We start from the raw sequence: 22,268 nt of genomic DNA, 5'->3' as shown, positions 1-22,268 counted from the left end.
GAGTACATGAAGTTAATTCATATCATTGATACCGATCAAAATATGTGGATTGATGTTGATGTATTCTTTCAACAATCTGAAATGGAACTTACACAATGGCGTAGTCAAATAAGGGAGCAATATAAAAGGAATAAAACCAAGCCTCATTTTACATGTGCTTGGTGTCAATCACCTGTAACCCTCGCTAGACGTACAGATCACATGCAGATCAACACTTCAGCAACATTCTTTTTCAGACATATTCCTGAGTTGGAAAATAACCCAAACTTCAAGTGTCCTGTAAAGCATATTAAACAGCTATCGGAGCAAGAAAAAACTGCTTTAAAGTATCAGATTGCGAAAGAAACCCAACAACATAAATTGCTAAAAGAGAATATATATAAGAGTCTGCAAGTGGATGAATCTTTTAGTGATATTCATATTGAACAAGTTCGTAAAAGCATTGATCTAAAGCAATGGCGTAGACCAGATGTATCTTCATTATATAAAAAGCAATTAGTTGTTTTTGAAGGACAACTTTCTACAACTTTTTTGAATGTGATTATTGATCGTAAGATTTTTTATCAAGATAACAATGCTTGCTTACTGTGGATTTTTAATCATTTTGAACCAACAGAAAAAGCGAAGAAGCAGTCAATGCAAGATATTTACTACAACAATAATGCAAATGCATTTGTAGTGAATGATTCTACAGTCGCTCAATCAATTAAAACAAAAATTTTTACTTTAGAGTGTCATTATTTAAAGCCTGAAATAAAGAATAATCAAATCATTAATCAGTGGAATACTGAGTTCGTCGAATTCCAAAACTTAGTCCAGAACGAAGCTACAAAGCAAATATACTTTTTTGATTATGAAGCTGAATATCAAAAGCTAAAGCAAAAATTAGGCTTACGACATAGTTATTTACAAGAGAGTAAGAATCAAAAAGATAAACTAAAAGTTCAGAAATATATCGAATCACTAGAACAGGTTGATCTTGATACAAAAGTTCCATCAAAAACTAAATCTGAATTATTGGTCGAGTTTACTAAACTATGGATAAAAACTCATTACCTTACCGACAATCAATTCAACTATGAGTGGTTTTCTATTCGTAAAGAGCTTGAGCTAATGGGAATTAGTACTCCTAAATATCTTTTACATGCGCCCTATAAAACAGTGGTTAACTCAATTTTAAGTGCAAAATTTGGCTATGCTGTAGGTAATAATATTAACGATATGATTAGTGTGGCTCATAACTTGATGGAACATCATCCAGCTTACATAAAGCATTTTATGCTTACTTTGAAAGTAACTGAAAAACCTAACTTATTGAATGAGAGAGATAGTTCGGGTAAATGGCAAGAACGCTATAAAAAATATACCCAACAGCCTGAAAGCACTAAGCTATACAAGCATGATTTAAATCAATTTATTGAGTTTTTAGTGCCAGAATTTGAGGGGCGGTTGATTTCTTGGGGGGAAAGTAGTGCATCTTATTCTAATGCACAATTTAGTGGAGTTAGCCAAAAATGAAATACCAACCGCCTTATACCATCACATCAAAAATTATCCATCTAATTGCACAGATCAGTGAGAATATAGGGCGCTTGACCGTTTTAGAAGAAATCCAAAATAGTCTTAAGCTAAGGAAGGCTAATCGTATCCGCACGATTCAAGGCTCACTTGCGATTGAAGGGAACACTTTAAGTACCGAACAGATCACGGCGATCCTTAATGGTAAGACAGTAATTGCACCTCTGAAAGAAGTTCAGGAAGTTCGTAATGCCATTAAAGCCTATGAAGCCTTTCAGCAATGGAATCCGAGTCAAGAAGCAGACTTGTTACAAGCGCATCAAATTTTAATGACAGGCTTGATTGATGAGGTTGGTCAATATCGTCATGGTGGTGTCGGTGTAATGTCAGGTGATCGAGTGGTGCATATGGCTCCACCTGCGAATCAGATTAACCGTTTGATGGCTGATTTACTTGATTGGTTAAATGATAGCGAAGAGCATCCTCTTATTCAAAGCTCAGTCTTCCACTATGAATTTGAGTTTATCCATCCATTTGCTGATGGTAATGGGCGAATGGGTCGGCTCTGGCAAACTTTAATATTGAGTCGTTGGAATCCAATTTTTGCCAATATCCCTGTTGAAAGCCTGATCTACCAAAATCAAAAAGCCTATTATGAGGCTTTACAAGCAAGTACCGACCGAACAGACTCAGCCCCTTTTATAGAATTCATTTTACAGATGATTTTAGATGCAATCCTGAGTTCAACTGATACCGCTCAAGATAGCGATCATGTTACCGCTCAAGCTGGCGTACAAGTGAGCGATCAAGTTCAGCGTTTAATTTCGGCAATGAAGCAAGAAGACTATACTTTGGCTGAGTTGATGCAATTGGTCGGATTGACTCATCGAGCAACGTTCCAAAAGAATTACTTGAATCCTGCTATAGAAGCTGGCTTGATTGAACGTACTATTCCAGATAAACCGAAAAGTCCGAAACAAAAGTATCGTCTTAAACCATGATTTAGCTTGAAAAATATTTTATTACATCTTTGCTTAAGTAGTTAGACATGAATGAGAAGCAAAAAGCGTAAAGTAAATTTTTAAATAAATAATTTATTGTTAATCAATAATTTATTTAATATTTTTCTTGATTGTGCTATTGGGGTTTGGTAAAAATAAAATCATTACCAAGTGTGAGATCGGTGTGATGAGTACTTTTGAAATGCAAGGTCTAACATGGAAGGCAAGGTCAAAGTACCAACAAGATGCCATATTGATTGAAAATAAAGTTATTCAACATGATGGACTCATCACTAAACTATATAGCCATTCTGAAAAAGAACAGTGGTGTGTTGCTGTAGCGGATGGGATTAGCAATAGCCCAACAGCAGATAAAGCCTCATACACGGTCTTAAAGGCTTTAACTCAAAATAGAGAATTAGACCAATATCAAACATCCGTTATTCAGCAGTATCTTGTTGATCAAGTAGCACATCAAAAAAATAGTTTTGGCGCAAGTTCAACTCTCGCACTCATTGAAAATGATGGCGAACAAGGTTTTGTGATCATTCAACATCTTGGCGATAGTCGAGTTTATTTGTTTAGCCAACATGATCAAAAGTGGCACTGCCTGACCAGAGATCACAATTATCTTGAACAGTTAAGAGAAAGTGGCGAGCTAAGAGCAGGAGAAAACTACGCCAGTATTTATGGTGCATTATTACAATACTTTTGTGCTGATCCTTTGCATGAAGTGATGGATTTTACAAGAACAGAAGAATATTTGACTGAGAATGATGCCTTATTGGTTTGTACAGATGGTGTTCATGATGTGATGGAGTGTGGGGAATGGCTTCCTTTAAAAGCAGATATGGAGCTTCGAACATGGTTACTCAATATGAAAGCGTCATTAGTTTCAAAACAGGCGTATGACAATGTCAGCATGGTCTTAGTTCGAGCAAAAAAATTAATTCATTGAGAATGGGGGAATTATGCAATCAGATGATCTTTTTGAACGTGCCAAATTATTCACAGAGGAAGTGGGTGTCGTTTCGGTATCGAGTTTACAGCGTAAGTTTTTAATTGGACATACTCAGGCAGAACAACTGCTTAATGAGTTAATTGAAGAAAGTATTTGTGAAGCTACAAAAACTTTTGTTCTAGATTATGGGTATGGCTATAAATTGCAACAAGGTATGAACTAACAACTTTAACAATTAAAAAAATTTTATTTTTAGGATAGTTTTTTATGGCTCAGTGAACCGTACCGGGTTTGTCGGAGACTTTTTTATTTAAGTTAAGCCACCTGACCTAACGGGTTAATCTTATCATAGTACATTGCTTCAAACTCAAAAGGCGATACATAACCCAGTGCACTGTGTACACGCTTTTTATTGAACCAATCTACCCAGTTTAGTGTCGCAAGTTGTACATCTGCTAAACCTTGCCAATCTGCTTTTAAATATTCAATCACCTCTGTTTTGTATAAGCCATTCACCGTTTCAGCCAGAGCATTATCGTATGAATCACCCGTTGTACCGACTGATGCTCGTAAATTTGCTGCTTCTAAACGATTGGTATAGCGAATGGAAAGATATTGCACACCTCTGTCGGAATGATGAATCACATTCTTTGGCATGCCTCGATCATGCAATGCTTGCTCTAATGCATCAAGCACCATATCTGTATTCATCCGTGTAGATACTTTCCATCCAACAATTGCTCGTGAGAACACATCAATAACAAATGCGGTATATACCCAGCCTGAATGAGTTTGAATATACGTAAAGTCACCCACCCATAGTTGGTTTGGATGATCAGCATTAAAATTACGTTTCACTAAATCATCTGCCCGTTTTTGGTCATCTCGGTTACGGGTGGTTTGTTTATTCTTACCACGCCAAACACCTTGTATACCTAGCTTTTGCATCAATCGAGCAACTGTACAACGTGCAATAACATAACCCTCACGTTTCAATTTTTGCCAAACTTTACGTACACCATATCGACCTGAACTTTCTTTCCAAATTCGTTTAATTTGTTCAGCATGATACTCATCATGTAGATCTCGTTTCGCTCGATGTTCTGGATTGTCAGTGAGATCTAAAGTTCGGTAATAGGTTGAAGGTGCAATCGGTAAAATTCTACAAATCGCTTCAACACCATATCGATCTTTATTGTTATGGATAAAATCCACCATTATTTGTGTGGGCGGTCGAGCTCCGCCTGGGCGAAAAAAGCGGCTGCTTTACGTAGAATTTCATTGGCACGTTTTAATTCTTTAATTTCACGTTCCATTTGCTTCATTTTTTCTTGGTCAGATATCTGTTGTACTTTGGCAGGATTTAGTTGATCCAGATGCTTTAAATACCAAACACGCAATGTTTCAGGAGTACAACCGATTTTAGGAGCAATAGCTGTGATTGCTGCCCAAGTAGAAGGATAATCTTTTTCAGATTCAATTAGTAATTGAACCGCTCTTTCTCTAATTTCGGGGGTATAGTTTGGTTTTGTCATCGGGATAGTCTCTCAGAATATTGACTCTCCGACAAACCCGGTACGGTTCACAGCATCAAGTTGATCAATTTAAGACAGGGATTTGGTCAGTAAATAATTTGCTATTAAGTTTAGATCAACTGAGTATTCCTGATTACCAACGTCCGTACAAGTGGACTGAAAAAAATTTAAATGCTCTCGTCAATGATATACAAGAACATAAAGATAAATCTGCATATCGATTGGGTACTATCGTATTACACCACGATAAAAATAATACGAGCCTTAAAAATATAAATATTGTGGATGGACAACAACGAACTTTAACTTTAATGCTGCTTGTTTGGGCGATTATTCAGAAGCCAGAATTAGATTTAGAACGAGAGGATCTAAAAACAGCTTTGAATGAAATATCGAATCAAATTAATGTCTTTATGGGTGTGCAAGAATTTAATAGTGATATTAGCCATTACAATATTTATCAGAACTTTAATGCCGCTAAACGGATCGTTTCAGTAAACTTTTCGGAACAAGATATTGATTTTTTACTCAATAATTGTCAGGTTGCGGTTTTTATTTTAGATGATGTTTCAGAGGCATTTCAGTTTTTTGATTCACAAAATGCACGTGGTCGTGATTTAGAACCGCATGATCTTTTAAAAGCCTATCATTTACGAGAATTTTCTACACAGGAGCAACACTTAAAAGCCCAAACTGTTGCACATTGGGAAAACTTACCTTCGAACGCTTTAGCAGCGTTATTCTCTAACTATCTTTTTCGTATTCGTTTTTGGTCAAGGGGAAAGTCAGCAAGATATTTCAATAAAGATCATGTGCATCTTTTTAAAGGTATTCATCTTGGACAATCAGACCATCATCCATATTTAGAACCATTACGTATAGCGCATTATTTTATTGATGACTATAACGCACAATATCAACGGCAAATAGATCGACAAGAAATGAGTTTTCCGTTTCAGTTAGATCAAATGATCATTAATGGTCGTCGATTTTTTGAAATGGTTGAGCACTATGAAAAACAGATTAGTAAAGTGGTGGATCATCAAGAACAGTCTGAGAAGGTTTCTATATTTGGTGCGGCACTACAGGATCGAGCAAATAGAATTATCAAAATATTGAATTCATATGATGCAAGAAATAGGGATGGGGATCGTTATGTGCGAACCTTGTTTGATTCTGCATTAATTTTTTATATCGATAAATTTGCTACAGATCGGTTATCAGAAGCGATTGAAAAGATTTTTATTTGGGCATATCGCTGTCGTATTAGTCAATATTCGGTGCAATTAGCAACGATAGATAATTATGTCTTAGAAAAGAACATATTCAGTTTACTGAAATATGCTCAATCACCAAGTGAACTCATCGGATGGTCACTCCCGGTAGTCGAGAAACAGGAAGGCACTAAAGTTGAGCCTTTGATCACTTTATTTAAAGAACTAAATTATCTCAAACAGGAAGATCAGAATGACAAATGAGTCAATCCAAGCGCTTAAGGTTCAAGCCCTGTTCGAGAATAAACAGACTTATATTATCCCGATGTATCAGCGTAATTATGCTTGGGGTGAGAAAGAAATTGATCAGTTAATTTTAGATATTCAAGATTATCAAAAGCAACCTGAACAGTTAAATCAAGGGCAGACTCAAGTAAGTAAAAAATATTATATTGGAACGTTGGTTGTTTTTGAGCGTAGCAAAGGCACTTATGAAATTATCGATGGTCAGCAACGATTTACCACTTTAACCTTGTTAGCGATTTGCCTGAAACGATTATCCAAAGAAGAAAAAATTGTTCTTGATATGTCTTGGTTTAATCAATTCAATCTTGACTTTGAAAGTCGTCCAAAATCTTCTTTAACCTTTCAGGCTTTACTTAGAGGTGATCATCTACAACATTTAAAATCATCCGAATATAACGCCGATTTAGTTCAGGGGTTTGAGTTGCTACAACGAGCAATTCAAAAAATTATCAATCAAGGTGACTTGAATAGTTTTTGCAAATATTTATTAGAAAATGTAGTCATCACACAAGTTTTAGTTCCGAAAGATACTGATCTCAATCATTATTTTGAGGTGATGAATAGTCGTGGTGAACAATTAGAAAAGCATGAAATTTTAAAAGCGAGATTGATGAGCGTATTGAATCAAATCAAAGATGAAGCAGATAAAACATCAAGCATGACACTATTTACGAGTATTTGGAACGCGACTGCCAATATGGAGCGTTACGTTCAATATGGTTTTTCCACAACACAGCGTGATGTGATTTTTGGAAAGGATTGGGGAGATTTTGTTCCTGAAAACGCTTCTAGCTTACTTAAAATTTTTAGCAAAAATGTAGAATCACAAGAACAAACAAGTTCGAAAAGCAATTTTCAATCTATTTCTGAAATGTTAAAAAAAGTGCCTGAGCGTATTAAAAATAAAGATACAAAAGAAGAAAAGCCTGAACGATTCAATAGCATTATCAATTTTCCGAATTTTTTATTGCAGGTTTTACAAATTTGGCTAAGTCAAACGAACCGTAATGAAAAAGTGGCATTGGATGATAAGCAACTGATTGATCAATTTGAAAAATATATTCTGTTAAAAGGGCAGGGAAACCAAGAGCATGAAAGAGTTATTGAGAATGTAAAAGGTTTTATGTTTACCTTGCTGAAGTGCAAATTTATATTTGATCAATACATTGTTAAGCGGGATTATTCTACGGATCATGATGATTGGAGTATAAAGCGGCTTAAACTATATGAAAGAAATAGTTCATATGTGAATACTTTTGAGGGAAATAATACTGATATTGCTCAAAGAGTTCTGTTATTGATGACAGCATTTCATGTATCCACTCCCACCTTGTCTTATAAATATTGGTTAAATGGTGCACTGTATTGGCTTTATCAAAATAAAGATAAATCTGAGTCTGACTATTTTAATGCATTACAACATTTAGCGAGAAAGTTTATTTTTCAGAGATATTTAAGTTCGGAACAGATTGATTATTTTGATTTGATTTATGGTAATCATACAATTGATGATTTTAAAATTGATCCATCAAAACTAAGCTTTGGCAATATTGAAAGTAATTTTGTCTTTAACTATTTAGATTTTTTGATTTATTGTGATTCAGAAAATAGCAATGATAAGGTAATCAAAAACTTTAAATTTACGCAACGGAGTTCAGTTGAGCATTTTTATGCACAACAAGTTGAGGCTGCGGATAGTAAATTGGATGATGAAAATTTACATAGCTTTGGTAACTTATGCCTCATTAGTTCGAGTAAGAATTCGAGCATAGGTAATCGCTTGCCAAGTGCTAAACGTGATTATTTTATGCATGAGATAAATAAGGGTAAAATTGATACACTTAAATTGTATCGGATGATTCAAATGCTTGGAGAAGAAAAAGTTTGGAAAAAAGAACAAATTGAAGAGCACGAGAAAGCAATGCTTAAACTGTTTGAGTCAGATTACCATGACTTTGTGAAATGAGTGTCGCTAGGTCTATTCAATGTTAAAATGAATGTATATAGAAACACCTGATAGGAAGAGGACTATGACTAAACGTTTAAGTGATTTTAAAATTGAAAATAGAAAGCCACGTTCAGCGATGGCTGGTCAACTATTATCAATTCCTTTTGATGACAACGAGGCAACAAAGCGTGTTGTAATGCATAGTGCAAAACGTGTCATTCAACAGCATAAGAAAGAAATTCAAGAGTTAGCTTATAAATGAGTACCATCAATTCGACATTTGTAATCGCTGTTCATGTTGAAACTCTTAGAAGTATAGTGAATTAAAGCTTTTTGGGTTAAATAATGATCAAACAAAATTAAAATAATAGAACAGCAAAATTGGACAAAATGTGGACGTTATTTGCGCCTATTTTACGCCTAAAATTTTAAAATTTTTTAATAAGTCTTTGATTTGAAATATAAATAAAATTTCACTTGTCCAATCCATCATCGGCGCGACGGAAATACGTGGCTGTAATGATTCAAGTGATTGCATAAACAGATCTCGGATGTGGACAAGCAAAGAAAGGGCAGCATTATACGAGTTTTGTGACCAATTCACCAATGCTGATCCCCGTCACTTCAATTTTCACTATGTGGATGAGTATCTAGGAGGTGATCATGTTGTTTTTCTTCGTCAAAAGATGGTCGAATAAACTAAATAACATACAAGCAACCACCAGACTGATTCCAGCCAAACAAGTCATGCTCCAACCACCATGATTCCAGGCAAAAATACCAAGAGCTGAACCACAAGCACCACCAGTAAAGTAGGCGGTCATATAAATGGCATTAATACGCGATTTGGCATCAGGTCGTAAGCGGAAAATCACACTCTGATTACTGGTATGCACCAAGGCTAAGGCTAACTGAATCAAGGCGAAGCCAAGGATATAACTCATTAAAAAGGTTTGCCCAAAATAGAAGCAGATCCAGCTTAAGATAAACAGGCCGCAACCCATCCACGTCAGTTGGCTGGTATAGCCCTGATCGGCATATTTACCAATATATTGGGTCGAGAGCGCTCCAAAGATCCCGACCAGAGGCACCATCCCGATCAATAGATCTTGAAGGTGATGGGCAGAGGTCAGTAGTAGCGCGATAGTAGAATACAGAATACTGACTGCGGCAAAAGCAAAACCACCTGCAAGTGCACGCAAGAGCAAACGTTTCTCTTGTTTGAGCAGTTGTGCCATGGAGACAAATACTTGCCCATAATTCATTTTCATGCGCATGGCATAAGGTAAGCGGCTTTTCAGGGAATAAGCCAAGATCAGCATGAGCACGCCGCTGACTACATAAATAACTTTCCAGTGAAACAGATTAGAAAACAAGCCAGCCAGACTGGTGGAAAGTAAAATACCGACCAGTAATCCGCTCATCAAGAAACCAATAACTTCACCGGTCTTTTCAGGTTTTACCGTCATGGTGGCCAGAGGAATTAAGACCTGTGCTGCGACCGAGAATAGTCCTGCCATAACAGTACCGAGCCAAAGCATCGGTAAGTTGACAGAAAAGGCACTGATGAATAAGCCAACAGCGCAAAATACCATGAGCAAAGGAATGAATTTGGTCTTGTTGACCACATCTCCCATGGGCACAATAAACAGCAGGCCAAGCGCATAAGATACTTGAGCAAAGGTTACCGTGAGCGCCGCTTGGCCTTCGGTCACTGCAAAATACTGCTGAATCGAGTGAATCAAGGGCTGACTATAATAGTTAGCACCCGCACATAAACCACATGCTGCAGCCATAAACCAAAGTAAGGTTTTATTTTGACTAATATCTTCTGGGGCAGACATAATTTTCTCTATTACGGGTTTATACGGTATAGGCTGTGGCTTCAACTTCAATTTGCATGCCTGTCAATGCCAAGCGTGGGACCGGGATGAGCGTACATGCAGGAAAAGCATGCTTGTTCCAGAGGTCTTGCATGACTTGAATCAGGATCTGATGTTTTTCAGCATTATGCTCAACGACCAAAATACGTAAAACCGCAATATCTGACAGTTGTGCCTGCGCTGATGCTAAAGCGTGTTGAATATTATAGAAGACTTGTTGTACTTGTTGGTCAAAATCTTCAGAAAGCTCACCACTTTTATTTTCACCCCCTTGACCTGCAATATGTATGCTGCGCATGTTGGGCGGCACAATCACAACATGACTATAGCCATTGCCACGTGGATCATAAAGCTCACTTGGGTTAATCATTTTAAATGTTGCTGTCTTGATCTGTTTCATCGTTAAACATCACATTGCAGATGGAGATGATTTAGTATCAAAGCTCAAGCTAACTTAAGGTCAAGTGAATTTTGAATCAAAAAGGCGCATTTGCTGTGATAAAAAATCGATTTTGAAATATTTTGATTATTCCACTGCTTGAATTGGATGAAACATCTCATCTATTGCTTAATATTTGCACCATTACTGTGCAAATAATCAGCTTTTGCTAGACAAAACCATACAAATATCACTTGAAAAAATGGCAATACAAGTTTTTTTCATTCTTTTAAATTTTTCTGAGGAATTTGCTTCATCTCATTCAGATTTATTGATAAAGAGAAATACAGTTCTATTGCTGCAATTTAAACGGTTGCCATCAGCAGATTGCTAAAAACTAGCCAAAAAGACCATGAGAAATTGCAGAGTAGCCAATCCCTCGCCGCAACTGCATGATTATGATGCCGATTCAAGCCATACATCAATAGAGCCTAAAAGAACTCATCTAAGCTGATTAAAAACGGATTAGGTGGTGCAGTTGCTGCGATGGCGAATGACAATTCGGTTTATGGAATAGATATCGCTTTGATCTTCTCAAACAGGAAGAGGGAAAGCATGAAAATGAACAGATCGATTGCAAAAAGAATTGCGTTTTTATATGGATGAGAAATGAAATGTAAGTTTTGACTAATCAAAAGGCAAACCTGCGGATCATACATTCTCTAAATATAAATGTGAATCATCAGTTCAAAATATAGGTATTTATTAAATAAATATTGGGTGGAAATTTAAAAAACTTCCATTAGAATCCAAATTTCTACAAAGAATACTCCTGGGGGAAACATTGCTCTTGGCGATGTTTACTTAAGAAAAACTAGCTTGAGGAACGCTCATGCAGATCGGAATCCCAACCGAAACTGTTGCAGGTGAAAGTCGCGTAGCGGCAACGCCAGAGACAGTGAAGAAGTTGATTAACGCAGGTCATAGTATTGTTATTGAACGTGGTGCTGGTGTTAAAGCTGCGTATATTGACAGTGCTTATGAACAAGTTGGCGCAACCATTACGGACGATGCATATACAGGTAGCCAAATTATTTTGAAGGTACGTGCCCCTAAAGGCGACGAAATTCAAAAACTTGCGGCGAATACGACTGTCATCGCAATGTTTGACCCTTACCGCAATCCAGAATTAGACCAGTTTGCAACTCAGCAAGTGTCTGCTTTTGCGTTGGAATTACTACCACGTACGCTATCACGCGCACAAAACATGGACGTACTTTCTTCTCAAGCAAACTTGGCGGGCTATAAGTCTGTATTGTTAGCTGCGGCTGAATATCAACGTATGTTCCCAATGTTAATGACGGCTGCGGGGACGGTAAAACCTGCACGTGTTGTGATTATGGGTGTTGGTGTTGCAGGTCTTCAGGCGATTGCGACTGCGAAACGCTTGGGTGCGGTTGTAGAAGCTACAGATCTGCGCCCAACAGCAAAAGAGCAGGTTGAATCTTTAGGCGGCAAATGGCTCGATGTGCCAATGTCGGACGAAGAAAAACAAAAAGCTGCGGATGCTGCCAAGAATGGTTATGGCTGGATGCCGGGTGAACAGTACATTAAAGACCAAGCTGCGATTGTGGATAAAGCCGTGTCAAATGCTGACATCGTGATTACCACTGCATTATTGCCAGGTCGTGATGCACCACGTCTGATTAAGGCGGAAACCGTTGCCAAGATGAAACCAGGTTCTGTCATTTTGGATATGGCAGTTGAAACGGGTGGCAACGTAGAAGGTTCTAAAGAGGGCGAAACAGTGACCACTGAAAATGGCGTGAAAATTTTGGGTATTCCAAATATTCCAGGCACAGTGGCGACTGAAGCATCTGCACTGTATGCACGTAACGTTTTTAACTTCCTTGAGACTTTATTCGACAAAGACAAAGCCTTTGCGATCAATCAAGAAGAAGAAATCCAAAAAGCGTTACTCGTGACTCATGGCGGTCAAGTACTGCTCAAGCGCGGTTAAGGAGAGTTCTCATGGTTGAAACGATTACAATTTTCGTCCTTGCCATCTTTGTTGGTTATTACGTGGTGTGGGGTGTAACGCCTGCGTTACATACACCATTAATGGCAGTAACCAATGCGTTGTCTTCAATTATTGTGGTTGGCGCGATGATCCAGACAGTGGGTATGCCAGCGATTGGTATCGACGCAAACGTTGCATTTCAAAGTGTAAACGTGGTGAGTATCCTTGGTGCGATTGCCGTGTTCTTGGCAAGTATCAACATCTTTGGTGGCTTTGCCGTAACTGCTCGTATGCTTGAAATGTTCAAGCCGAAGCAAAAGAAAAAAGAGGGCTAAGCAATGGAATTCATTCGAGACTATGCGGATTGGTTCTACCTGATTGGTGCTGTCCTCTTTATCTTAACTTTACGTGGCTTGTCTGGTCCTAAGACTGCAATTGCAGGTAACCGCTACGGTATGATCGCAATGGCGATTGCTGTAGTCACCACCTTCTTTGTTGCTGAACATCCAGTGGTTTGGATGATTGGTGGTGCAATGGTGTTGGGTGCGGTGGTGGGTATCGCACGTGCGAAAACAGTACCAATGACACAAATGCCTGAAACAGTTGCTTTGATGCACTCGTTAGTGGGTTTGGCTGCAGTATTAATTGCAATTGCTGCGATCTTGCATAACAACCAACTTACTGCATTGTTTGAGCAAAATGAAGCGGCATTAACGGCTGCGGGTGTTCAACATGCACATATGAGTTCAGTTCATTTATTTGAATTGTTTGTGGGCTGTTTCGTGGGGGCGATTACCTTTACAGCATCTGTCTTTGCTTACGGTAAATTGGCGGCAAAGAAATGGGCAAAAACAATTTCGGGTGCATGGGTTAAACCTGTTCAAGCAATCATCTTTATTGCGATGCTTGCATGTGGGTTCACATTCTTCACTACAGGTAACATGACTGCGTTCTGGGCAATGACAGCACTTGCACTTGCATTTGGCTGGGTATGGATTGCACCAGTGGGTGGTGGTGATATGCCAGTTGTGGTATCGCTTTTGAACTCATTCTCTGGTTGGGCTGCAGCAGGCATTGGTTTCACACTTGAAAACAATATGTTGATCGTTGCAGGTTCACTGGTAGGTTCATCTGGTGCGATTCTGTCTTACATCATGTGTAAGGCGATGAACCGTTCAATCATCAACGTTTTGTTTGGTGGTGCAATGGGTGGTGCAGCAGTTGCATCGGCAGATAAAGGTGAGCAAGTTCAACGTAACCACCGTTCTGGTTCGGCAGATGACGCAGGCTTCCTGATGTCAAATGCAGACAGCGTTGTGATCGTACCGGGTTATGGTATGGCGCAAGGCCGTGCACAGAATGCGGTGAAAGAATTGTGTGAAATCTTGAAAGAGCAGGGCGTAAAAGTTCGCTTTGCGATTCACCCAGTTGCTGGTCGTATGCCGGGTCACATGAACGTATTGTTGGCAGAAGCAGATGTTGCTTATGAAGACATCTTGGAAATGGATGAGATCAACTCAGATTTCCCTGCAACAGATGTGGTACTGGTGATTGGTGCAAACGACGTGGTTAACCCTGCGGCGAAAGATGATCCGACCTCACCGATTTATGGTATGCCGATTCTTGAAGCGCATAAAGCACGTACCATCATGGTGATCAAGCGCTCTATGGCAACAGGTTATGCGGGCTTAGACAATGACTTGTTCTACAATGAAAAAACCATGATGATCTTCGGTGATGCCAAGAAAGTTGTGGAAGATATGACGAAAGCAATCAATGGTGGTGGTCACTAATCTGACCTCTAATCTGGATTGAAAAAGCCACCCTCGGGTGGCTTTTTTATTTGGCTTATTTTTTAAAGAAACTTTTCGACTAGTCCCAAGGATTGTTGATACAGATCCCGTGCTAATTGCTGATTTTTGGCATGTGAAGATTTCCAGTCTGGCATATGTGCACTGACATACTCTCCATTACGATTTTTCCATTCATCGCCAATCGCCATTTGAGTGATGAGATTTGCAGGAACAGAAGTTGGAACTAGACCTAATTTCATGGCAGCGTAGACAGGCTTGGGCAAGTCGCGATAAATATCAGAAGCGACGCCACCTGGGTGTAACGCATTATTGGTGATTGAGCTACCAGCGAGTTGTTCTGCCAACGCATTGCTGAGCAGTAAATTAGCGAGCTTGGATTGCCCATAATAAAACAGCGGATTATAAAAACCTTCTGCACGGAATTTATTGGGTTTGATTGAGCCAGCCCAATGTGCAATCGAGGCCAAATGGACAATACGTGCTTGAGGCGATTGTTCTAAAATGGGAAGTAGTTTTTGGGTCAATAGAAAATGACCCAAATAATTGACACCAAATTGTTGCTCAAAACCATCAGTAGTCAATTGTTTGGTTTTGGCAAATAAGCCTGCATTGTTGATCAGCACATCCAGATTGCCATAACGATCTGCAATTTCATCTGCGGCTTTGCGGGTGAGATCGAGACTGTTGAGGTCGAGGGAGATGAGGTCAACTTGACCTTGATTGAGCGCCCGTAATTTATTTTGTGCTTGTTGTGCTTTCTGGGGATTGCGGCAGGCCAGAATCACGTGTTGCCCTTGTTTAACCAACTGTTCTGCCGTGGCAAAACCAATGCCTGTATTGGCGCCTGTAATCAGTATTTTCACTTCCTGTACTCCAGTTATGCTATTTCTTAGTGGGATTGCAAGAATCTGTATAGTGCTGTAATTTTGACAATTTGTCATGTCAAATTTAAAGGTGGGGGATGACTGGTATTTGGAATACAGTGCGGAAGGGAGATCTATCTGTTAAGAAGAAAGAGGCTAATCGAAGTAAGTATTCTCGGGGAGTCCATGTTGTAATTCAAAAAACTGATGGATTTGTGCTTCTGTAACACGCGCCGTTGAAATCGGGGGTAATTCATCCTTATCAAAGAAAGCGACTTCAGAAGTTTCGATGCTTGGCTTGAGTTCACCACCAATCAGTTCACACCAAAAGAAGGCTTTATAGACATGCAGGAACATAGCCGGGCGAGGGTGCTTTCTACCATTGGTGAGTGCGAGCAGCTTGGTCGCTCTGACTTGTAATCCAGTTTCTTCAAGCACTTCTTTTTCTGCATTTTCAGCGGCGGAATAGCCAACATCTGCCCAACCTCCAGGGATCGACCATAAGCCATCCTGTGTCTCTTTGGCTAATAGCAGTTATTGTCTTTAAATACAATAGCGCGAACATCAATTTTAGGTGTTGCATAGCCAATATCTTGCAATACATTGGGAATAAAGAGAGTGGTATCAATTTCTTCTAATTCCGTCAGGGTACGGACGTGATCAAGTAGCTGTTGATAGCGTTCTTTATCGTACACATCTTTGCTGTAGTACAAACCTGATTGAGCCAATCCTGTAATTTTATTGAGTGTTTCAATCCATGCCGCTGAATCTTTCATCTTATTCTAAGTGCTTGAGGAGAGGGTTTAATACTAACATTGCTATTCTATTTTACAACGAATGGTCGGGAATCTAGGGCTAAATCGGCTTATAGCGTATCTGTGTGTAGAATCTCTTTTGACTTGAATACGCTATAAAAAAAGCGACCTATTCGGTCGCTTTTTGAGGAGCTTTACGCTACAGACTCTGGCGCACGCCATAAGCTTTCTAAATCATAGAACTTACGCGCGGTTGGTAGCATGACATGTACCACAACAAAACCGAGGTCGATTAAGATCCACTCAGCATCGCGTTCACCTTCGACACCGATTGGGCGGAAACCTGCTTTACGTGCTTCATCAGCAACATTATCTGCAAGGGCTTTAACATGACGCGTTGATGTACCGCTTGCAATCACAATTGCATCGGCAACATTGCTGATCGTACTTACGTCAAGTTCAAGAATATCTTTGGCTTTTACATCAGTGAGAGCTTCATGTACAACGTTTAGGCACGCTTGTACATCTTTGTTCGCTGTTTTGATTTTTAGGTCGTGAGAATTAGAAGCGCTGGGCGATGGTTCTAAATTCATAGAGGGTATATTTTCCTGACAATTGCTCATTGTCAAATATACCGTTTTTCTCTAAAAAGTTCAAATTTTAGCAGTAACAGTTTATGTATTCACATCATTGGAAAAATACTTCTTTTTCCATGCAAAAGATTGATCTGACTGTATTTTTGGTCTGTATTCCGCCGCAATCAGACCTCGGTAGTCACTTTGCTGTAACCAGTCAAAGATTTGTTTATAAGGGATATTTCCAGTATCGGGTTCGTGGCGGTCTGGACAGTCAGCAAATTGAATATGCCCAATCTGGTCGATATTTTCCTGTAGTCCTGCTAAAACATCCTCGCCCATCATCGCCATATGGTAACAGTCATATTGCATTTTCAGGGCTGGGTGGTTGATGGCTTCCAGCATTTCTTGGGCTTGAGCAATGTTCTGAACCAAGAAGCGTGGCATATCAGTGCCATTAATCATTTCAAACACAGGTTCAATACCTTGTTCAGTCAATAGGTGGCAGGCGAGCTTTAGGTTGCTTGCTAGGGTATTCAGGCAAGGCAGCAAATCCGCATCCAGCGGTTGTTTGCCTGCTAAAATGTTGACGCGTGGCACATCCAGTGCAGTGGCATAGCGAATGGCCTGTTCTAGTGCTTGATGAAATTCAATTTCTCGTCCAGGTACACCTGCCAGACCGTTACCCCCTTGCATTAAATCGCCAGCAGGGACATTAATCAGACAGAGTGAAAGATTGTGTTGCTCAAGTTGAGTTCGAATATCAATCACATCGAGTTCATAGGGAAATTGAATTTCTACATGCTGAAAACCATGCGCGTGCGCTAAAGCAAAGCGCTCAATTAAAGGGACTTCAGTGAAGATCATGGATAAATTGACTGCAAGATGGCTCATTTTCAGACTCCCTGAATCAATAATTATTGTTCTGTAATTTTGATAATAGTCGCTAAATCCTTATCAGCAAAGCCATTTTCTTGGTGAGCTTGTAACTGTAATAGAGCTTTTTGTGCCACAGGTATCTTTAAGTTAAAACTTTGTGCCAAAAGTAAGGCATTGTTTAAGTCTTTAGATAGCGTTTGCACTTTCCATTGCACAGGCTCGAAAGTTTGAGTTGCCATACGTGGTGCAAGGATTTGAAAGGGCTTTGAGTCGGCAAACCCGCCAGCGAGTGCAGGTGCGAGTAGTGCGGTATCGACGCCTGCTTGATCGGCAAGGGCGACTGCTTCTGCGATCAGGGTGCTATTGGCAGCAACAATCAGCTGATTACAAATTTTAGTCGCTTGCCCAGTACCCGATGTTCCCATACGCGTGACACGCTGCGAGAGCACATTGTAAATAGGCGTGAGCTGTTCGATCGTGTCAGCATCACCTCCTGCGAAAATCACCAGTGTACCTTGCTCTGCACCCATGGTGCCGCCTGATACAGGGGAGTCAATCCAAGTGACCTGCTGCTGTTGGGCAGATTGAGCCAGTTGTTGTGTTGCAGAGACGGACAAGCTAGAGAAATCAACAATGATTTGCTGTGTTTGTAAATATGGTTGAATCTGGGCAAAAACATTTTGCACCGCCTGATCATCCGCCAAACACGTCAAAATAACAGGATAGCTTCCGATGTCTTGTAGCTCTAAATGTATCGCACCTTGTTGCTGCAGAGGTTCACATGCAAGTGGACTACGGTTCCAGACTGCGACAGGATAACCTGCTTGTAAGAGTCGGCTGGCCATACGCGTGCCCATTAAACCCATACCCAAAAAAGCGATTGGTGTTTTTTGATTCGCATGCATGTGAATGTACTCCAGTTAGGATTATTTGTATTGGCGCGGCAGGAATTGAACCTCTGGGTTTTTGTCCTTTTTACGAGCCAAGCTACTGTTTTTACCCAAGAGTAGCTTGAGTTGCCAAAGTTTTTCTAAACGCAATGCTTTTTCGGGTTGGTGTTCCATCGCATCTAAAACACGTTTCGCTGCCATGATGGCATCTGGTGAACGTTGTAAAATTTCTTCAGCAATGCTGTTGGCTTTGCGAAGTGGATCAGCATCCAAGTGGGTGACTAAGCCAATTTCTTTGGCATATTCGGCATCAAAGATACGTGCAGTGAGTGTCAGTTCTTTGGCAAGGTCAACCCCAATCAGCCCTTTAAGTGAACGGGTCAGCCCCATATCAGGCACCAGACCCCAACGACTTTCCATAATCGACATTTGGGTAGTTGGTGTTGCAATGCGAATGTCCGCAGCAAGCGCCAGTTGCATCCCAGCACCAAAGCAATAGCCTTCGATTGCTGCAATCACAGGGATTGGTAAATTTTGCCAAATCAGGAAGGCCTTCTGGAATAGACTTTGTCCGGGTTTAATCAGTTCCCACGCCGCAAAAGCGGTATTTTTAGGATTGTTTAAATCAGAAAGGTCGATGCCTGCACTAAAGACTTGTGCTTCACCAGTCAGGATGACACAGCGGATTGAACGATCTTTTTCAATTTTTTTGGCAGTTGCCACCAGTTCTTTGAGTAAGGCAAAGCTCATTGCATTACGTTTATCTGGACGGTTTAAGGAAACGGTTGCGATTCCATTGTTCTTTTCAACGCGTAAAAGTGCCATCTGCCTTACTCTTATTGTGTTTGATTCGGCAGCATAACATGAGTCCCCGCATCGAAACATGACAGGGCAGTCACGTTAATTATCGTAGCTATGCAAGATTAAATTAGCCGCCTGTCGAACCTGTTCAATGGCTGTGCTGAGCTCATTGAAACGATGGTTGGTCTCACGAATAAACACATCATCAGCCTTGCGCCGTTCTTTACGTAGGGTCGAGACAAATTGTTCAAATTCACCAGAGACTTGCTGCAAGTTGGGTGTGCCGACATAACGGGTTGCCCCATACAGGCGATGCAGGACGTGTTCCAGTTGTGGAAAATCTTCCATTTCAATCAATTGCTGCATTTCTGCCAGCTCAGTATCAAAGCTATCCACCAGCATATTCAATAAATCTTGCGCCAAATCTTCTTTATTGGCTGCAAGCTGCACGCTTTGCTGCCAGTTTAAGATTTGTGGATCAATGGATTCGGTTGGGCGCTTCGGCTCAGTCGTCGCAGGCTGAGTACTGAAGTTGTTTTTGGTCCAATGGGTCAGGATTTGAATAATCTGCTCCATCTGAATCGGCTTGGTCACATAATCATTCATACCGACTTTGAGCAGCTTTTGCTTTTCATCGGCCAGCGCATGGGCGGTAAGTGCAATGATCGGCAATTGCATACCGTTGTCCAAGGTTGACTCGAGAGAGCGAATCGCACGTGTGGTATCAATCCCGGACATGACTGGCATTTGAATGTCCATGAACACGAGATCAAATGGCGGTGATTTTTGTTCGATGCGTTCCTGAATGATATCGATGGCCTTTTGTCCACTCAAAGCTTTGGTGGTGGTGACATTGAGCTCACCGAGCAGGGCTTCAAGCACAATCAAGTTCGGCAAGTGATCATCCACCGCCAAGACATGCAAGCCTTGACCGTTAAAGTCTTCGGATTCTTGTTCAAAAATGGGCTGATTACCCAGTAACTGTACCAATTCACGACGACTCAGCGGTTGATATAATGGCCGTGCACGATATTCATTCAGCATGTTTGGTTCCAGACTCATCTGATAGCCATAAACCGCTAAGTTGCCATGATAGCGTTGACGAATTTCTTTGAGTAAGGCCTCTGTATCACCACTATGATCGACAATCAGCCAAGTATTTTCTTGTTGATTGAGATGATTCAAACGGCTGAATAAGTCCAGAATCGATTGTGTTTCAATATGAGAGACATGGTAGTTCTCTAAATATGAACGCAGTACACTGGCCGTTGCAGGATGGGCGAGATAAGACACCACTTGTAAATGGTCGAAACGAGGATGTTCAACAAACTCATCCTGCTCTTCAACTTTAAATGAAGCGGTGAACCAGAAGGTTGAGCCTTTTTCTGTTGGCGCACGTTCTTGGTTGTCTTCAAAGCCAATCTGACCATGCATCAAATGCACCAACTGTTTGGAAATGGCGAGGCCAAGTCCTGTGCCGCCAAATTGACGCGTCACCGATGCATCGCCCTGAGAGAACGATTCAAACAGCTTTTTACGATCAGTACCGCTCAGACCAATGCCGCTGTCTTGAACACTAAAATGCAGTAAACATTGCCCGATCTCATCATCTTCCATACGGACCCGCACGATGATTTCACCATCAGGCGTGAATTTAATCGCATTGGAAATCAGGTTGGTCAGGATTTGCTTAAAGCGTAGCGCATCACCGACCACATGTTTTGGAATGTTCTCTGCATAGTAAAACGCCATATTGATATGCTTTTGTGCCGCCAAAGGCGAGAGCATATCCATCACATCAAAAATAGCTTCTTCAAGGTCAAAAGGAGCCGTTTCGAGTTCGAGTTTACCGGCATCAATTTTCGAGAAATCCAGTACATCATTAATCAGCGCCAATAAGTGAGCAGAAGATTTGCGAATGGTTTGCAGGTAAAGGTTCTGCTCATTGCTGAGGTTTTGCTGGCGTAGTAATAAGTGAATAAAGCCATCAATACTGTTTAGCGGTGTTCTGAGTTCATGACTGATGTTAGCCAAGAACACCGATTTAGACTGGTTTGATGAAATTGCTTGGTCACGCGCCTGGCGATAGGTAATGTTCTGAACTTCTAAGGTATCCAGTGTTCGGCGTAAATCTTCTTCGGTTTGTTCGGTATGTTCTTTTAATTCTAAAAAACTGAAATGCAGACGTTTCACCACATTGGCAATATCACGCTGGAGTAAACGCAGTTCACCGGTACTGTTCACCACAATATGCTGATCTAGGGTGTCGGCATTGAGACGTTGCATCTGCATGCGGATTTCATAGAGCGGTGCGAGCCAGCGACGTGAGAAAACGTTTAAACAGAACAATAAAATGAGTAAGGTCATCAGTCCGGTCACGACCAGAGATAACAGAATTTTGTAGCGTGCTAATTCGAGTGGTTGGTTATCGAGTTCAATCATCAACCAGACTGAATCTGAATTGCTGCTGTCTAATTTTGAACCATAAATACTGTTGTGGTTATGCGGAATTGGGCCGAAAAAATTACGATTTTCTGGAAAACTGGGCCAAAAACGATTGTTTTGATACCCGACACTGAGATAGGTTTGGCCTTTATTATCAATCAAAACCGCACGTTGTAAGTTCTTCTCATCAAACATTTTTTGCATAATGCTTTGAGCGCGATCATATTGATCTGGTTGCTCTTGTACCAAACGTAATAAATCATTTGCGGTTTGGTGATAGCGTGCCAAAATCGCAGAAGCATCTGAGCGTTGTTGTTGTTTCGCTGAATTGGTTGTTTCTACTAAAACCCAAAGAATCCCTACACTGGTCAAAATTGCAATTGGCACAAGAATCAGTGCAATCAACTGTCCATAAGCATGATTGAGGCGTAAACGTTTCGATATGGTCTTATTGAAATTTGACATAGTGCGGTCAGATTTA

Annotated in this window: 19 protein-coding genes, 1 pseudogene and 1 other annotated feature; of the genes and pseudogenes, 10 read left to right on the top strand and 10 right to left on the bottom strand. The window is 40.3% G+C overall.

Annotated features, from left to right (window positions below; all coding sequences use genetic code 11):
* The first annotated feature begins 6 nt into the window (after positions 1-6).
* The 4 genes from F907_RS03215 to F907_RS03230 all read left to right on the top strand — a co-directional run bounded on the left by F907_RS03215 (position 7) and on the right by F907_RS03230 (position 3,703).
* A complete protein-coding gene (locus F907_RS03215) occupies positions 7-1,518 on the top strand; it encodes a DUF6035 family protein (protein ID WP_016653053.1) in 1,512 nt (503 codons plus the stop codon).
* Positions 1,515-2,519, top strand: coding sequence for a Fic family protein (locus F907_RS03220; protein WP_016653052.1), 1,005 nt, complete (start codon positions 1,515-1,517; stop codon positions 2,517-2,519). Before F907_RS03215 ends, F907_RS03220 begins: the two co-directional genes overlap by 4 nt.
* Positions 2,520-2,706: 187 nt before the next feature.
* Positions 2,707-3,477 (top strand): PP2C family protein-serine/threonine phosphatase, encoded by a 771-nt coding sequence (locus F907_RS03225; RefSeq protein WP_016653051.1) that lies wholly within the window; start codon positions 2,707-2,709, stop codon positions 3,475-3,477.
* 13 nt (positions 3,478-3,490) lie between these two features.
* Positions 3,491-3,703 carry a DNA translocase FtsK gene (locus tag F907_RS03230; protein WP_016653050.1) on the top strand — a complete coding sequence of 71 codons (213 nt, stop codon included), beginning with the start codon at positions 3,491-3,493 and terminating at the stop codon, positions 3,701-3,703.
* 92 nt (positions 3,704-3,795) lie between these two features.
* Here the strand turns inward: F907_RS03230 and F907_RS03235 are convergent.
* Positions 3,796-5,015 (bottom strand): IS3-like element ISAba19 family transposase gene (locus F907_RS03235; RefSeq protein WP_087486619.1). Its coding sequence is split into 2 segments (ribosomal slippage): positions 3,796-4,739 and positions 4,739-5,015, totalling 1,221 coding nucleotides; the frame shifts between segments, so codons are not numbered across the junction.
* Positions 4,624-4,740, bottom strand: a sequence feature (AL1L pseudoknot). (Overlaps the previous gene by 117 nt.)
* Before the next feature lie 98 nt (positions 5,016-5,113).
* Here F907_RS03235 and F907_RS03245 point away from each other — a divergent pair.
* The 3 genes from F907_RS03245 (at position 5,114) to F907_RS03255 (ending at position 8,745) form a co-directional block, all read left to right on the top strand.
* Positions 5,114-6,493, top strand: coding sequence for a DUF262 domain-containing protein (locus F907_RS03245; RefSeq protein ID WP_016653049.1), 1,380 nt, complete (start codon positions 5,114-5,116; stop codon positions 6,491-6,493).
* Entirely contained in the window at positions 6,483-8,501 is a 2,019-nt protein-coding gene (locus F907_RS03250) for a DUF262 domain-containing protein (RefSeq protein ID WP_016653048.1), read from the top strand. The genes F907_RS03245 and F907_RS03250 overlap by 11 nt, the downstream gene beginning before the upstream one ends.
* A gap of 64 nt (positions 8,502-8,565) precedes the next feature.
* Entirely contained in the window at positions 8,566-8,745 is a 180-nt protein-coding gene (locus F907_RS03255) for a hypothetical protein (protein ID WP_005218293.1), read from the top strand.
* Positions 8,746-9,133: 388 nt separating this feature from the next.
* Here the strand turns inward: F907_RS03255 and F907_RS03260 are convergent, their stop codons facing one another.
* The gene (locus F907_RS03260; RefSeq protein ID WP_016653046.1) at positions 9,134-10,327 is read right to left on the bottom strand and encodes an MFS transporter; all 1,194 of its coding nucleotides are present in this window, start codon (positions 10,325-10,327) and stop codon (positions 9,134-9,136) included.
* A 19-nt stretch (positions 10,328-10,346) separates the two neighbouring features.
* Positions 10,347-10,766 (bottom strand): RidA family protein, encoded by a 420-nt coding sequence (locus F907_RS03265; protein ID WP_016653045.1) that lies wholly within the window; start codon positions 10,764-10,766, stop codon positions 10,347-10,349.
* Between the two features lie 871 nt (positions 10,767-11,637).
* On the opposite strand from F907_RS03265, the gene F907_RS03270 reads away from it, so the two are divergent.
* Genes F907_RS03270 through F907_RS03280 form a run of 3 tightly spaced genes read left to right on the top strand, consistent with a single transcriptional unit; the run spans position 11,638 to position 14,558 of the window.
* Positions 11,638-12,765 (top strand): Re/Si-specific NAD(P)(+) transhydrogenase subunit alpha, encoded by a 1,128-nt coding sequence (locus F907_RS03270; RefSeq protein WP_016653044.1) that lies wholly within the window; start codon positions 11,638-11,640, stop codon positions 12,763-12,765.
* An 11-nt stretch (positions 12,766-12,776) separates the two neighbouring features.
* Positions 12,777-13,100: a proton-translocating transhydrogenase family protein gene (locus F907_RS03275; RefSeq protein WP_005277075.1), complete on the top strand. Its 324-nt coding sequence runs from the start codon at positions 12,777-12,779 to the stop codon at positions 13,098-13,100.
* A 3-nt stretch (positions 13,101-13,103) separates the two neighbouring features.
* Positions 13,104-14,558, top strand: a complete 1,455-nt coding sequence (locus F907_RS03280) for an NAD(P)(+) transhydrogenase (Re/Si-specific) subunit beta (RefSeq protein ID WP_016653043.1) — start codon at positions 13,104-13,106, stop codon at positions 14,556-14,558.
* 62 nt (positions 14,559-14,620) lie between these two features.
* Here the strand turns inward: F907_RS03280 and F907_RS03285 are convergent, their stop codons facing one another.
* The 7 genes and pseudogenes from F907_RS03285 to F907_RS03310 all read right to left on the bottom strand — a co-directional run bounded on the left by F907_RS03285 (position 14,621) and on the right by F907_RS03310 (position 22,252).
* Positions 14,621-15,442, bottom strand: a complete 822-nt coding sequence (locus F907_RS03285) for an SDR family NAD(P)-dependent oxidoreductase (protein ID WP_016653042.1) — start codon at positions 15,440-15,442, stop codon at positions 14,621-14,623.
* A gap of 156 nt (positions 15,443-15,598) precedes the next feature.
* Positions 15,599-16,218, bottom strand: a pseudogene (locus F907_RS0118155) (NUDIX hydrolase N-terminal domain-containing protein).
* A 173-nt stretch (positions 16,219-16,391) separates the two neighbouring features.
* Positions 16,392-16,790, bottom strand: a complete 399-nt coding sequence (gene rsfS, locus F907_RS03290) for a ribosome silencing factor (protein ID WP_004655709.1) — start codon at positions 16,788-16,790, stop codon at positions 16,392-16,394.
* 81 nt (positions 16,791-16,871) lie between these two features.
* Positions 16,872-17,666, bottom strand: coding sequence for a hydroxypyruvate isomerase family protein (locus F907_RS03295; protein WP_005277067.1), 795 nt, complete (start codon positions 17,664-17,666; stop codon positions 16,872-16,874).
* A 23-nt stretch (positions 17,667-17,689) separates the two neighbouring features.
* Positions 17,690-18,556, bottom strand: coding sequence for an NAD(P)-dependent oxidoreductase (locus F907_RS03300; RefSeq protein WP_005277065.1), 867 nt, complete (start codon positions 18,554-18,556; stop codon positions 17,690-17,692).
* 21 nt (positions 18,557-18,577) lie between these two features.
* Positions 18,578-19,366 carry a crotonase/enoyl-CoA hydratase family protein gene (locus tag F907_RS03305; protein ID WP_016653039.1) on the bottom strand — a complete coding sequence of 263 codons (789 nt, stop codon included), beginning with the start codon at positions 19,364-19,366 and terminating at the stop codon, positions 18,578-18,580.
* A 75-nt stretch (positions 19,367-19,441) separates the two neighbouring features.
* Positions 19,442-22,252, bottom strand: a complete 2,811-nt coding sequence (locus F907_RS03310) for a GacS-like sensor histidine kinase (protein ID WP_016653038.1) — start codon at positions 22,250-22,252, stop codon at positions 19,442-19,444.
* Positions 22,253-22,268 lie beyond the last annotated feature (16 nt).

Source organism: Acinetobacter colistiniresistens (assembly GCF_000413935.1).
Taxonomy (GTDB): Bacteria; Pseudomonadota; Gammaproteobacteria; order Pseudomonadales; family Moraxellaceae; genus Acinetobacter; species Acinetobacter colistiniresistens.
Note: the sequence above shows the minus strand (reverse complement) of the source record. Positions and strands in the feature narration are given on the sequence as shown.

Excerpts from the sequence above, each read along its gene's own strand:
- F907_RS03215 (WP_016653053.1), top strand. The coding sequence starts at position 7 with ATGAAGTTAATTCATATCATTGATACCGATCAAAATATGTGGATTGAT.
- F907_RS03220 (WP_016653052.1), top strand. The coding sequence starts at position 1,515 with ATGAAATACCAACCGCCTTATACCATCACATCAAAAATTATCCATCTA.
- F907_RS03225 (WP_016653051.1), top strand. The coding sequence starts at position 2,707 with ATGAGTACTTTTGAAATGCAAGGTCTAACATGGAAGGCAAGGTCAAAG.
- F907_RS03230 (WP_016653050.1), top strand. The coding sequence starts at position 3,491 with ATGCAATCAGATGATCTTTTTGAACGTGCCAAATTATTCACAGAGGAA.
- F907_RS03250 (WP_016653048.1), top strand. The coding sequence starts at position 6,483 with ATGACAAATGAGTCAATCCAAGCGCTTAAGGTTCAAGCCCTGTTCGAG.
- F907_RS03255 (WP_005218293.1), top strand. The coding sequence starts at position 8,566 with ATGACTAAACGTTTAAGTGATTTTAAAATTGAAAATAGAAAGCCACGT.
- F907_RS03260 (WP_016653046.1), bottom strand. The coding sequence starts at position 10,327 with ATGTCTGCCCCAGAAGATATTAGTCAAAATAAAACCTTACTTTGGTTT.
- F907_RS03265 (WP_016653045.1), bottom strand. The coding sequence starts at position 10,766 with ATGAAACAGATCAAGACAGCAACATTTAAAATGATTAACCCAAGTGAG.
- F907_RS03270 (WP_016653044.1), top strand. The coding sequence starts at position 11,638 with ATGCAGATCGGAATCCCAACCGAAACTGTTGCAGGTGAAAGTCGCGTA.
- F907_RS03275 (WP_005277075.1), top strand. The coding sequence starts at position 12,777 with ATGGTTGAAACGATTACAATTTTCGTCCTTGCCATCTTTGTTGGTTAT.
- F907_RS03280 (WP_016653043.1), top strand. The coding sequence starts at position 13,104 with ATGGAATTCATTCGAGACTATGCGGATTGGTTCTACCTGATTGGTGCT.
- rsfS (WP_004655709.1), bottom strand. The coding sequence starts at position 16,790 with ATGAATTTAGAACCATCGCCCAGCGCTTCTAATTCTCACGACCTAAAA.
- F907_RS03295 (WP_005277067.1), bottom strand. The coding sequence starts at position 17,666 with ATGAGCCATCTTGCAGTCAATTTATCCATGATCTTCACTGAAGTCCCT.
- F907_RS03300 (WP_005277065.1), bottom strand. The coding sequence starts at position 18,556 with ATGCATGCGAATCAAAAAACACCAATCGCTTTTTTGGGTATGGGTTTA.
- F907_RS03305 (WP_016653039.1), bottom strand. The coding sequence starts at position 19,366 with ATGGCACTTTTACGCGTTGAAAAGAACAATGGAATCGCAACCGTTTCC.
- F907_RS03310 (WP_016653038.1), bottom strand. The coding sequence starts at position 22,252 with ATGTCAAATTTCAATAAGACCATATCGAAACGTTTACGCCTCAATCAT.